General features: G+C 68.1%; 10 protein-coding genes. 2 read left to right on the top strand and 8 right to left on the bottom strand.

From position 1 onward, the window contains the following. Positions 1 to 242: 242 nt before the first annotated feature. The 3 genes from ACVCAH_RS24725 to ACVCAH_RS24715 all read right to left on the bottom strand — a co-directional run bounded on the left by ACVCAH_RS24725 (position 243) and on the right by ACVCAH_RS24715 (position 3574). Entirely contained in the window at positions 243 to 1073 is an 831-nt protein-coding gene (locus tag ACVCAH_RS24725; protein WP_447138584.1) for a carbohydrate ABC transporter permease, read from the bottom strand. Further along, positions 1070 to 2017 (bottom strand): carbohydrate ABC transporter permease, encoded by a 948-nt coding sequence (locus ACVCAH_RS24720; RefSeq protein WP_447138583.1) that lies wholly within the window; start codon positions 2015 to 2017, stop codon positions 1070 to 1072. The genes ACVCAH_RS24725 and ACVCAH_RS24720 overlap by 4 nt, the downstream gene beginning before the upstream one ends. A gap of 111 nt (positions 2018 to 2128) precedes the next feature. Next, on the bottom strand, positions 2129 to 3574 hold the full coding sequence (locus ACVCAH_RS24715; protein ID WP_447138582.1) for an ABC transporter substrate-binding protein: 1446 nt from the start codon (positions 3572 to 3574) through the stop codon (positions 2129 to 2131). Positions 3575 to 3668: 94 nt separating this feature from the next. Between ACVCAH_RS24715 and ACVCAH_RS24710 the strand changes: the two genes are divergently transcribed. Beyond that, complete coding sequence (locus ACVCAH_RS24710; protein WP_447138581.1) at positions 3669 to 5807, top strand: alpha-galactosidase; 2139 nt, start codon at positions 3669 to 3671, stop codon at positions 5805 to 5807. A 401-nt stretch (positions 5808 to 6208) separates the two neighbouring features. Further along, entirely contained in the window at positions 6209 to 9001 is a 2793-nt protein-coding gene (locus ACVCAH_RS24705; RefSeq protein ID WP_447138580.1) for a CBM35 domain-containing protein, read from the top strand. A 186-nt stretch (positions 9002 to 9187) separates the two neighbouring features. Here ACVCAH_RS24705 and ACVCAH_RS24700 read toward each other — a convergent pair whose 3' ends face one another. From ACVCAH_RS24700 to ACVCAH_RS24680, 5 genes are all read right to left on the bottom strand, one after another. Continuing rightward, positions 9188 to 9406 (bottom strand): hypothetical protein, encoded by a 219-nt coding sequence (locus tag ACVCAH_RS24700; protein WP_447138579.1) that lies wholly within the window; start codon positions 9404 to 9406, stop codon positions 9188 to 9190. After that, positions 9381 to 9926, bottom strand: a complete 546-nt coding sequence (locus ACVCAH_RS24695) for a hypothetical protein (protein ID WP_447138578.1) — start codon at positions 9924 to 9926, stop codon at positions 9381 to 9383. The genes ACVCAH_RS24700 and ACVCAH_RS24695 overlap by 26 nt, the downstream gene beginning before the upstream one ends. Before the next feature lie 36 nt (positions 9927 to 9962). Further along, positions 9963 to 10955, bottom strand: coding sequence for an NADPH:quinone reductase (locus tag ACVCAH_RS24690; RefSeq protein ID WP_447138577.1), 993 nt, complete (start codon positions 10953 to 10955; stop codon positions 9963 to 9965). 274 nt (positions 10956 to 11229) lie between these two features. After that, positions 11230 to 12078: an ABC transporter permease gene (locus ACVCAH_RS24685; RefSeq protein WP_447138576.1), complete on the bottom strand. Its 849-nt coding sequence runs from the start codon at positions 12076 to 12078 to the stop codon at positions 11230 to 11232. Next, the gene (locus ACVCAH_RS24680; protein WP_447138575.1) at positions 12075 to 12995 is read right to left on the bottom strand and encodes an ABC transporter ATP-binding protein; all 921 of its coding nucleotides are present in this window, start codon (positions 12993 to 12995) and stop codon (positions 12075 to 12077) included. Before ACVCAH_RS24680 ends, ACVCAH_RS24685 begins: the two co-directional genes overlap by 4 nt. Positions 12996 to 13047: the final 52 nt, after the last annotated feature.

The following is a 13047-nucleotide window of genomic DNA, read 5'->3' as shown; positions in this document are numbered from 1 at the left end:
CTAGATCAGCGCCGGTCCGGCCGCCACACAAGCACGGCCAGTTCTGCTATCTCTCACGGACAGATCCGTTGGGTTCAGCGCCTCCTGCGATACCGAAGCAGCCCCTGTTCCTGGCCTGTGTACTTTCTGATCTCAAGGAACAGACATCGGATGCATGCGGGGAACGCCCGCAACGGACGCCGGAGACACGAACCGATGCTCGGCGAGCCGGTCTGCGCGGCGGCGCTGGTGGGCGCGGAGGGCTACCCCTTGGTGGCGCCTCCGGTCAGGCCCTTGACGAACTGGCGCTGCAGGGCCAGGTAGAAGATCAGGACGGGCAGGGTGGCCAGGAGCATCAGAGCGAAGAGGCTGCCGAAGTCCGCCTGGTACTGCCCGATCGAGCGGTAGATGCCGGTGGTGATCGTGGTCCCCTGGCTCGGGCCGAGAATGATCAGTGGGTTGATGAAGTCGTTCCAGATCCACACGCTGAGGAAGATCACTACGCTCGCAGTCGCGGGACGCAGCAACGGAAAGACGACTCGCCAGAAAACCTGCATCCGGCTCGCACCGTCGATGCGCGCAGCCTCTTCGAGCTCAACCGGTACGGCGCGGATGAAACCCATGAAGACGAAGATCCCGAATGGTACGTAGTAGCCGACGTTGAAGAGCACCAGACCCTGCAGGGTCGCCATCAAATGGGTGAACCGCAGCACGTCGGTGATCGGTATCAGAATCACCTGCGGCGGGATCATGAGCCCGCAGAGCAGGAGCAGGGTCAGCGCCCGGGTCCAACTGTTGCGGGTGCGCGCGAGATAGTGACCGAGCATCGCGGAGAGCACGATGAGCACCAGCACCGACAAGAGCGTGACGATGATGCTGTTGGTGAGGCTGACCCAGAACAGGTGATCCGGACGGGTGAGCACCGCCGTGATGTTGGCCAAGGTGGGCGGCAGCGGAAGCGCCGCGGGTTGCTCGGCGATCAGGTCGCCGCGCTTGAAGACGTTCGCCAGGACGAAGTACAGCGGCACGAAGAAGACCGCTCCGAGCGCGATCGCGACGCCGGGGCGCAGCCACGCCAGTCTGCCCTGCTTCACAGGTCCACCTCCCGGCGCTGCAGGAACCTCAGCGCGATCGCGGTAACGACCGCGACAATGAGCAACATCAGGATCGCCATGGCGGAGGCGTATCCACCGTGGTTGGCGTCAAAGCCGGTCTGCAACACGTTGAAGGCGATGGTGGCGGTGGTGCCGGAACCCGGCCCGCCGTTGGTGATCACCTTGATGTAGTCGTAGGCCTTGAACGCGGAAATCAGCAGGACGACTGTGTTGACGGTCAGGGCGGGCGCCAGCATCGGCCAGGTGACGGCCGTGAACCGGCGGACGGGGCCGGCGCCGTCGATCGCCGCGGCCTCCTGCAACTCGACGGGCACCCCCTGCAAACCGGCGAGGTAGACCACGACGCAGAAGCCGAGCATCTGCCAACTGATGATCGACGCCACCGAGTACAGGGCGATCCCCGGATCGGAGAGCCAGCCGGGGGGCTGGTCCACCCCAAGGGCCCTCAGCATCTCGTTGAGCGGTCCTTCGCTGTCCAGCAAACGGGACCAGATGACGCTGACGACCACGGAGCTCAGGATGACCGGGGTGAAGAAAACGCTCCGCAACGCGTTGTAGAGCCACCCGTGCTTGTCGAGCAGCAGCGCGACCGCCAGCCCCAGCACGTTCGGTACGACCACCACGATCACCGTGAGGATGGTCGTCACTCGCAGCGCCGTGATGAACTGCTCGTCTCGCAGCAGCAGCTGGTAGTTCTCCAGTCCCACATACTTGGTGGGCGGGTTGAACGGGTTGTAGTTGGTCAGACTGTAGCCAACACTCAGCAGAATTGGTGCCAGGACGAAGCAGGCGTAGACCAGCACGCCGGGCGCGGCGAACGACACGAAGTGCCAGAGGGCCGGCCCCACCGGGCGTCGTCGCCGGGTTCTTTTCGTCTCCTCCGGCGCGGGCCGTGTGGCCGACCTAGCGACCTGGGCAACCATTCCGCCTACTCCTTCCGTCCTTCACCCGATCGACCGTCGCCAGCCGTCGTCGGGCAACCGTCGGGTATGGAGAGCGGGCGCTCTCCATACCCGGTCGAGCACTTCGCCGGATCAGCCGGCCTTCGACCACTCCGTGTCCAGGAAGGCGGCGGCCTCAGCGGGCGTCTTCCGCCCCGTGATCAAGTCCTGTGCGGCCGCATCGACCTTGTCGGCCATTCCGGGCAACAGCCCGTCGTCGGCGGTCTCCCAGCGGAACGCGCTCACGACGGCCTGCTGGGCCTGTGCCTGCTGGTAGAGCTCGTATCCGGCCTTGAAGACCGGGCCCACGTCCGACGGCAGGGTGTAGCCCTTGATCGCCGGGAAGAGCCCGTCAGCCTTGACGGACGCGTCCAGTTGCTCCTTGTCGAGCTGGAACGCCAGCGCGAACCTCTTGGCCGCGTCGAGGTTCTTCGCCGTCGCGCTGACGATCATGCCACCGCCGGTGTACGCGGGAGCCACGACCTTGCCGTCCTCGGTCGGGAAGTTGAACACGCCGATCTCGAAGTCGTGCTTCTTGGTGTCGGCATTCGCCGCGAACCAGTTGCCCATCGGATACATCGCGCCCTTGCCGTCCAGGAACGCCTGCTCCGTGGCGGCGTAGTCCCGGGAGACAGAAGACTTGTCGAGGTATCCCTTGGCCGCCAGGTCAGCGAACTTGCCAAGGGCCTTCTCGAAGTCGGGATCGGCGAACTTCACCTGATCCGCCCGTCGCTTCGTCAGCCAGTCAGGGGTCTTCGCGTACAGATCGACGCTGACGAGGCCGGACAGAATCATCGACGACGCGAAGCCGTCCTTGCCGCCACCGACGACGAACGGCGTGGACCCGTTCGCCTTCAGCTTCGCCGCCGCGTCGAGCAGCTCGACCCAGGTCTTCGGGGTCGAGGTGATGCCGGCGTCGGCGAACATCTTCTTGTTGTAGTAGATCGGCGGAATGGTCTGGGTGTTGGCCGGCAGTTGGTAGTGCTTCCCCTTGATGGGGTTGGCGGTCGGGTAGAGGAAGTCCTTCAGCTCGTCCGGCTGCCAGGCGTAGAGGTTGCCGGCCTCGGCGAAACCAGCCGGGGAAACTGCGATCATGACGTCGGGGAACTGGCCCGACTGCAGCAGCTGCTTGGCGTACGCCGTCCGGCCGTCCGCGGTCGGGGCCACCAGCTTCTTGACCGTGATGTCAGGATTTTTGTCGGTCACGCGCTTGATTGCCGCGTCCCAGTACTGCGGGGTGAGGTTCGGCGTCTCGAAGGTCAAGAACGTGACCTCCTGCTTGCCGTCTACGGTGGATGAGTTGTCACCGACCGTGCAGGCGCTGAGGGCGACGACAGCCGCGAGTGCGGCGGCCACCCTGAATGCTCTGGGCTTGCTCCGCATTGAGCCACCTCTCTTGAGGTCGGACAGTGGTGGGATGGCGCGATGTCCACGTCGGAGCGCAGTACATCCGATCTTTGGGCGGAGTGTCAACGGTCGGGGGCCCAAATCGCGGTACTTGCCGACCGATCGATCGGATGACTGACCGATATACGGCATATCCAGAGTTCGTGATGGTCTGCATCGGTTGGATCGGCTGTTCGGCCGCCTGCCGGCGGCAAGGCGCTCTTGATCAGAGTCGTACGCTTCGCGGATGCCTGGAGTTGATTTCGACGACACGAGCCGGACCTGGTTGCTCTCCACCCCCGGTAGCGGGTACGCGCTACGCCTCGGTGATGACGGTGTGTTACGCCACCTGTATTGGGGGCCGCGGCTGACGCTGGCGCAGGCCGCCTCGGTGCCGGCGCCGCGGCCCGCCACGTTGACCCAGTTCGAGGGCCAGGTGTACGACATCGAGGAGTTCCCTGTCGAGGGCGGGGCTCGGTTCGGTGTGCCCGCGCTGCAGATGCGCTTCGCGGACGGTACCCGGGGATTGGAGCTGGCCTTCGCCGGCCAGGAGCGTGACGGCGAGACGCTGTCGATCCGGCTGGTCGACCGGCACTACCCGCTCGAGATCAGCCTGCACTACCGGGTGCACCGGGACACCGACGTGATCGAGCGGTGGACGTCGCTGACGAATACCGGCGACGTATCGGTCGAGGTGCGGCGCGCCGACTCGGCGACCTGGCCCATCCCGGCCCGTCCCAACTACGTGTTGCGCCACGTGACCGGCCACTGGGGCGGGGAGAGCCAGGTGGAGCGGGTCGACCTCGCCCGCGGCGAGACGGTGCTGACGAGCCGGCGAGGCACCACCGGGCACCACGCCAACCCCTGGTTCACCCTCGACGCCGGCGACGCGAGCGAGGAGCAGGGCGAGGTGTTCAGCGGCACCCTGGCGTGGAGCGGCACCTGGCGACTCACCCTCAGCCGTACCCCCTCCGACATCGTGTCCGTGACCGGAGGGGCCGGCCAGGAGGGCGTCTCGTGGCGGCTGGCGCCGGGCGAGCGATGGGAGACACCGGTGTTCGCCGGTCTCTACTGCGCCGGCGGCCACGGGGCGACCAGCCGGGCGTGGCATCGGTATGTGCGTGGGCACGTCCTGCCGCACCCGGAGGAGTTACGTCCGGTGACCTACAACTCCTGGGAGGCGACCGGGTTCACGGTCGACGAGCCCGGCCAGCGGCTGCTCGCCGCGCAGGCGGCCGAGCTGGGCGCGGAGTTGTTCGTGATGGACGACGGCTGGTTCGGCGCCCGGGTCGACGACCGCGCCGGGCTGGGCGACTGGACGGTGAACCGGAACCGATTCCCGAACGGACTGGCTCCGCTGGTGGCCGAGGTGCACCGGCTGGGCATGAAGTTCGGTATCTGGGTCGAGCCGGAAATGGTGAGCCCGGACAGTGACCTGTATCGGGCCCATCCCGACTGGGTCCTGCACATGCGCAACCGGCGCCGTACCGAGCTGCGCCACCAGTTGGTGCTCAACTTCGCCAGGCGGGATGTGGCGGAGTGGGCGCACGGCTGGCTGGACGAGCTGGTCGGCACCAATGACGTCGACTTCCTGAAGTGGGACATGAACCGACCGTTCACCGAGGCCGGCTGGCCGGACGGTGGGGACGACCCGGACCGACTCTGGTTGCGCTACGTCGAGAACCTCTACGAGATCCTGGACCGTCTTCGCACCGCTCATCCGAACCTGCGGATCCAGACGTGCTCCGGCGGCGGCGGCCGGGTCGACCTGGGCATCCTTCGCCGCACAGACGAGGTCTGGCCATCGGACAACACCGACGCACGGGACCGGCTGTCGATCCAGTACGGCTACGGCCAGATCTATCCCGCGAGCACCATGGCCGCCTGGGTCACCGACGTACCGAACTTCCTGACCGGGCGGACCGTGCCGCTGCGATTCCGCTTCCACGTGGCGATGGCCGGCGTGCTGGCCATCGGCGGCGATCTTCCCGAGTGGAGCGACGAGGAGCTGGCCGAGGCCAGGCACCTGGTGGCGCAGTACAAGCGGATGCGGCCGGTGGTGCAGCACGGAGACGTCTACCGGCTGCTGCCGGCTTCGGACAGCCTGTCCGCGACCCAGTACGTATCGACCGACGGAAGTGATTCAGTCGTCTTCTACTGGCTTCCCGCGCCGCGCTTCGGCCGCGAGACAGCACCGGTGCGGCTACGCGGGCTGGATCCCGCCGCCCGTTACCGTGACGAAGCGACCGGCGAGGTGCATCACGGCGCCGTACTGCTCGGCCACGGCCTGCGCCCTCAGCTGCCGTCCGGGGACTACGCCAGTGCGGTCGTCCACCTTGTCCGCGTCGGTCAGGGCCTGGTCCACCGGGCCGAGGTCATCGGATGAAGGAACGAGAATGGGCCCTATTGGTCGGATGACTGGTCGCGTTGGCCGGCCCGTGGGGGGCTCCGGCGTCGGCGTCCGGTGTCCGTAACGAGCCGACAATCAGCCGCAGCTACGGATGTTGCACCTCGCGTCAGACCCTCGTCAGGTCTTGACCGCTACCGATGACTGTTGTAATCATCGGATGTCTCCGTACGAAACCTCGATGTAACTAACGACGAGACAGATCATCGAGAGGCGATGTCCCTATGAGACTTCGACCGCACGGCGGTATCCGACCACTACCAGAGCCGGGGCGGAGCAGGTGGCGCCTGCTCTGCGCCGGGCTTGTCCTCGCCCTGACCGCCGGCCTCATCGGCGCCCCGGCCGCTCACGCCGAGGTCCAGCATCCGCGACAGCAGTGGATGCGCGAGTCCACGGCGGGCCTCTTCCTGCATTGGGGAATGTTCACCGCGCCGGTGCACCGCGACTGCGCGGAATGGGAGCGCGACGTCACGGAGGGCGGATGGACCCCGAACTACTGGGTGGACGAGGCTCGCAAGCTCGGGGCCTCTTACATCGTCCTGGCCACCTTCCACAGCCGGCTCGGGTACGCCCGCCCCTGGCCATCAAAGATCCCCGGCAGCTGCGCCACCGAACGCGACTTCCTCGGCGAGCTCGTCCAGGCCGGAAAGGCGAAGGGCGTACGGGTCATCCTGTACATGACCGATGACCCCCAGTGGCACAACGAGCTCGGTGTCGAGACCCTCGACTCGGCGGCCTACTCGGCGTACAAGGGCCAGCAGGTCGACCTGACCACCCGGGACGGGTTCGGCATGTTCAGCTACGACCTGTTCTTCGAGGTGATGGAGAAGTACGCCGATCTCGCCGGCTTCTGGATCGACAACGACAACGCGTACTGGGAGCAGAACCACCTCTACGAGCAGATCCGGGAGAAGCGGCCGTCCTGGTTGTTGAGCAACAACAACGAGGACACGCCGATCATGGACACGGTCAGCAACGAGCAGAAGACCGGCATGACGCCGTCCTACGACTATCCGCAGGCCGCGTTCACCCCGATGCCGCGCCTCACCGAGGCCGACTACAAGCTGCCGACGACCGGCTCCTGGTGGTACGACGGCGGCAACCACCCCGTCGACTTCCGGCTCAGCACCGGTCGCTACATCACCAACGCCGGCTCGTCCATGAAGTCCCTGATGGCCGAAACTCCGATGGTGAACGGCAAGTTCCCGGCGCAGCAGGAGGCGTTCAACAACTTCATGGCGCAGTGGGTACCGCCGATCCGGTCCTCGCTGGTGGGGACCGAGGGCGGTGGCTACATGTACGGTGGCATGCAGCCTGGCTTCTGGAACGACGGGGCCCACGGTGTCATCACCGTCGAGCCCGGTGCCAGGACCCAGTACGTCCACGTGCTGACCAGGCCGAGGACGGACCTGGTCCGGTTGCGCGACAACGGCTACCAGGTGACCGCAGTGAGCGACCTGAGGACCGGCGAGCGAATGCTCTTCAGCCAGTCCGGCGGTTACCTGACGATCCTCGACGTCGACAACTGGGACACCTACGACACGGTGTTCAAGGTCCAGACGGCTGGCCAGCAGTACTTCTACCCCCAGTCCGCGATCAAGGCCTCGGCTTCGTCCTCCCGCGACGGTCATCCAGCCGACGCCCTCGTTGACGGGAGCTTCGAAAACTACTGGGACAGCAACGAGCAGCTGCCGGTCTCGGTGACGCTGGACCTCGGAGACACCCGGAAGGCGAGATACCTCGCGGTGAACCAGAGGGAGTGGTCGCCGACGTACGCGCGGGAGTCGTTCGGCCGGCCGGAGGACTCGGCGCGGATCAAGGACTACCGCGTCTACGTCAGCAAGGACGGCATGCGATGGGGAGAGCCGGTGCGCACCGGCGCCATGCCCAGCGCCCGCGGCGCGCAGTTCATCGACATCGGCCAGCAGCACGCCCGATACATCAAGCTGGAGGTCCTGAACACCTGGGGCGGTCCGCAGGCGCCGACGTTCTACCAGGAGCTGCGGATCGACGAGATCAAGGTGGCGTACGACTACCCGGGGCCGGCCGGTAGTCAGGTGCCGCTGGAGGCGGAGTCGCGGGACAACGCGCTGAACGGGAAGGCAAGCGTGGCCAGATGCCTCGCCTGCTCCGGCTCGTTCCAGGTCGTCGGGCTCGGCGGCGGGACCCGTAACTCGGTCACCTACAAGGGTGTGACGGTACCGGAGGCTGGTACCTACCGGCTGCAGGTCGATCACACAGCTGCGCGTGCCGCTACTTCCCTTTCGGTGAGCGTCAACGGCGGTGCGGCGATCGACGTGCCGATCGCCGCGGACAACCCGGACGTGCCCGTCGCCTCGGCGATTGCCGTACCGCTGCAGGCCGACGCCAACACCATCACGGTGTCCAGTCCAGCTGCCAGGGGGCCGGGAATCGACCGGATCGCGGTCGGGCCGCTGCCGCCCGCGTCCTACGTCCCGAGGACGACGATGACGGTCGAGCCGGCCGGCGTGCAATGGGTCGGGCCGGGCCAGCAGTCGATTACCGTCGCGGCACGGTTGCGGCTCGACGTCGACGACGCACTCGACCAGGTCACCATGGCCCCGGTGGTCCCCGCCGGCTGGACGATCACGGGCGGCGCCGTGACGTCGAGGGAGATGCGCCTCGGGCAGGTTTTGGAGGGCAGCTGGACCGTCACCTCACCGGCTGGCCAGAACATCAGCTCGGCGAGGATCCCTCTGCGGGCGTCGTTCGAGACGCTCGGCAGGCCGAACCAGGTCACCCGAGACCTGCGGGTGCAACTACGCCCGGCGGACCGGGTGTTCATGCGCGAGGCCGAGGACTCCCGAAACCAGCTCGGCAGCTCCGGCATCACCAACTGCTCGCCCTGCTCCGGCGGGCAGAAGGTGCGCAACATGGGCGGCAGCCCGGACGCCTATGTGCTATTCGAGAACGTCACTGTCGACTCGGCACGCGTTTATACCCTGTTCATCGACTTCACCGTGAACGGCAACCGCTCGTTCTTCCTCACCGTCAACGGCGGCACCCCGATCGAGGTGCCGGTGAGCGGCGTCGGCAACAACACTCCCTATACGACCTCCGTCCCGGTGACCCTTGACGCGGGCACCAACTCCATCAAGGTTCACAATGATCACGATTCGGCACCCGACCTCGACCGGCTGTCACTGAGCTGACCGTCGTGTCGGCACCACCCCAACGTCGATGCCCTGGTCGGCCCACATCGGGCGCGACCAGGGCATCGACTACTCCGGTAGCGTTTGGCAAGCACGCACGGCGCCGACCGGGTCTGGGCCCTCGGGGACTACCCGCGTGATCGAGACTCGTGATCCGCCCCACGAGGGCGACCGTCGGCTTGGGAATCACGCTGTTGGATCGCCACGCTGCAACCGCTCGCGTAGCCGCCGTGCTTCGCGGCCGCGGTACGCCCGCAGGACGCTGTCGAGGGTGTCGCGTACGTCCGGATCAGGGTGATCGGCCAGGTACGCCAACTCCTCGGCGCCGCCGCGTCGGCCGCGGCCCAGCTCGCAGAGCACATCGATGATATCGTCGGCGCTACTCGCCGCCCGCAACCGCAGCATCAGCTCGATCTTGGGCTTCGGTGGCGCGTCGTAGGGGAACCGGCGGCGCAACCTGGCCGCCTTGTGCCCTCCCCGCTGCAGACAGGATGGACACGGGCAGGGCCGGCGGCCGTGGCCTGCCGGCAGGTACCGCCCAACCGACTCCCTGCGGAACGTCACGCACCCGTCGTACCTCGGTGCTCGTGATCGCACGAGGCACGAACACCTCGTAGCCGCGCGGATCGTCGAGCTCGCGCACCGCAGCGACCGCCTGCGCGGCGGTGGCCTCGCGCGGCGGGGCACCGTAGCGCCCGACCGTCACCGGCTCGTCGTCGGGCAGCCGCAGGTGCACCGCCACCAGCACCCCCAGATGCCACCGCCGCAGCTCACGAACCCACTGATAGGTGAGAGTGAACGACGGCAGCACCGGCATGCAGTACACGCCCCGTCCGCCGGCCCGCCCGTGGCTACGCGCGGCGATTCCCGCGCGCTCGATACGTCGGGCCGACCGCGCCAGGGTGATGTGCACGAACTCCGCCATTGCCGGGGATGGTAGCTGGCCGGCCGGTGGTGACGGTCACGAGTTTCGGGCGTTGGCGACGAGGATCCGACCCTTCACCCCGGTCTCCATCTGGCGATGAGCCTCGGCGGCCGCAGTCAACGGATAGGTCGCGCTGATGCGCGAGACGAGCCGGTTGGTGGCCAGCAGGTCGTTGATGACGGTCGCCGCCTCCGCCAGCTCCGCGGCCGAGGCGTTGCTGATGACGAACCCCCTGATGCTGGCGTCACGCGTGTACAGCGCGCCCATCGGCAGCACCGGCCGGGCCGCCATCCCGGCCAGCGCGACGATCCGTCCACCCGGCTTGAGCAGCGGCACGGCGAGATCCAGGTCGTGGCGTCCCGCGTTGTCCCACCACAGGTCGAACCCCTCCGGCGCGGCCTGGGCGAGCAGAGCCGGCAAGGCCTGGTCGTGGTAGTCGAACAGCAGGTGAGCGCCGCACCGGCGGCACCAGTCGAAGTCCTCCGGCGCTGCCGTGGCAATGACGCGAGCACCCGCCGCCACCGCAAGCTGTACGGCCGCACTCCCGACCCCGCCCGCCGCACCGGCGACGAAGACCGTCTCACCGAGCCGCAGGGAGCCGGTCCGGAACAGGCCGAGGTACGCGGTCGCCGCCGTGTGCAGTACGGAGGCGGCGGTCGCCGGATCGGCCTGTGGCGGAAGGCGGTAGAGACGCTCCCGGGGCACCACGGCGAACTCCGAAAATGATCCTTGACGCCCCTGGTGCCCGAGGCTGTTGCACCAGACCGTTTCTCCGATCGCGAATTCGTCCACTCCCCCGCCGGTCCCTACCACGGAACCGACCAGGTCACGGCCGATCACAAACGGGAACGGCGTGTGCGTCCGGTACCCGCCGGAGCGTACGAACGTGTCGACGCGGTTGACCGCCATCAGCTCCGTCCGCACCAGGACGTCGGTGGGGCCCGGAACCGGCACCGGAAGGTGGCCGATCCGGATGCGTTCCGGCCCCCCGAGTTCGGTGAGGTACGCCGCCAGCATCTCTTCAGGCAAGCTCGCCACCGCTGTCCCTTCCCACCGGGCCGGCCGGGTCCTGGCGCACGGCGGCACAACGCGCCGAACGTGGAGGCGGGCGACCGGACCGGCGACACCCGTTCCACCCGGATCAGCACCGCGCGGTGGGCGGGATTGCCGGGCTCGTTCACCTGCAGTAGCCAGGTGTTCAGCCAATCGTACGCGGGGTCACCGGGCCGAACGATCGACACGCTGCCCTGGAAACGGGACGGGCTACGCCCCGAGGCCGAGGGCTCCCGAGGTGCGCCCCCGGTCAGGTCGCGTCGCGGCGGCTGAAGGCGATCCCCCCGGCGCTGAGCGCGACCGCCACGTACGCGACCGTCACCACGGCCGCGCCGGCCGGCGGCAGCACGTACGCGTTGGGGCTGCCCACGAGCTGTGGTGTCAGGTTCGGCAGGAGGATCGAACCGAACCGCAGGTGCCACGTCGTCGGCAGGAAGTGCGCGAAGACGGGCGCCACCAGGACGAGGCCGCCCAGGGTCGCCAGCGTCGCCGCGGTCGAGCGCAGCACGGCTCCCAGCCCCACCGACACGATGCCGGTGACCAGCACGACGAGCGCCGAGGTGAACACCGTCGGCAGCGCGTCCGTCCAGCTCGGCCAGGGGTTGAGCGGCGCGGGACGGTCGCCCAGCAACAGGGTGGCGCCGGCGAAGGACAGCGTCGCGAACAGCAGTCCGCCGAGGTAGCCCACCGTGGCGGCCACCGTCGCCTTGGCCCCCAGCAGGAGCCGGCGTTGTGGCACGGCCAGCAGGCCGGGGCCGATGGAGCCGGTGGTGAACTCGGTCGTGACCGACATGGCGCCGATCGACCCGACGAAGAACATCACGAACGGCATGACCACCACGGTCGGGTCGGCCGTCTCGTAGTTCGACCGCTCGGCCGGCGTCGCCTGGTCGAAGGACTGGATCAGGAGGAACAGGATGAGCATCCCGAGCAGGGTTGCCACCAGGCCGCCGGCGAGGAACGCGTACGTCGACCGGAGGGTCCGGGACTTCATCCACTCGGCGGCCACCGCGTCCCGGAACACCCGTGAGCGCGGCACGGCCGGGAGCGCGGCGTCGCCGGTGTCCGCCGTGACCGGCGGGTTTCGCAGTGTGGTCATGGTCGTGCCGCCCTCTCCGTGGCGGCCCGGTACTCGACCGCCTCGCCGGTCATCTCCAGGTAGACGTCCTCGAGCGTGGCGCTGCGTGGCGTCAGGCCGTGGATGGGGATCGACGCCGCCGCCGCGGCGTCGCCGATAGTGGGCGCGTCCACGCCGACCACGACGAGCCCGCCGTCATCCGCGGCGGTGACGGACGCTCCGAGGCCGGTCAGGATGGAGGCGAGTTGGGCCGCCCGCGGAGACCGCACGAGCACGTCGCGTTCGAACCGGTCGCGCATCTCCGTCATGGACGTCTCGTCGAGCAGCCGGCCCCGGCCGATGATCAGCACGTGGTCGACGGTGACCGCCATCTCGCTCATCAGGTGGCTGGAGAGCAGCACGGTGCGGCCCTCCGCGGCAAGGGCCCGCAGGGTGGAGCGGATCCACCGGATGCCGGCCGCGTCCAGGCCGTTGACCGGCTCGTCGAGCAGGATCACGGCCGGGTCGCCGAGTAGTGCGCCGGCGATCCCGAGGCGTTGACGCATGCCGAGCGAGAACCCGTGCACCCGTTTGTGCGCCACGCTCGCCAGGCCGACCTGCTCCAACACGGCTGTCACGCGGGCCTTGCCGATGCCGTTGCTGCGCGCGAGGCAGACGAGGTGGTGGAAGGCGGTGCGGCCGGGGTGGGCGGCATCGGCGTCGAGCACGGCACCCACCTCGTGGATCGGGCGGCGGATCCGGTCGTACCGGCGGTTGCCGATCAGTGCCTCGCCGGAGGTCGGATGGTGCAGGCCGAGGATGATTCGCAGGGTGGTGGACTTGCCCGCCCCGTTCGGGCCGAGAAAGCCGGTCACCGTCCCCGGACGGACCTCGAACGACAGGTGGTCGAGTGCCAGCGTCGGTCCGTACCGCTTGGTCAGGTCCCTCACCGCGATCACAGGGAAACGGTGTCAGGGGCGGGCGGCCCCGCGCGTCTGGCCTCGGTCAGAG

It is taken from the genome of Micromonospora sp. LZ34, from assembly GCF_052981855.1.
This window is presented reverse-complemented; position numbering and strand designations above follow the sequence as displayed.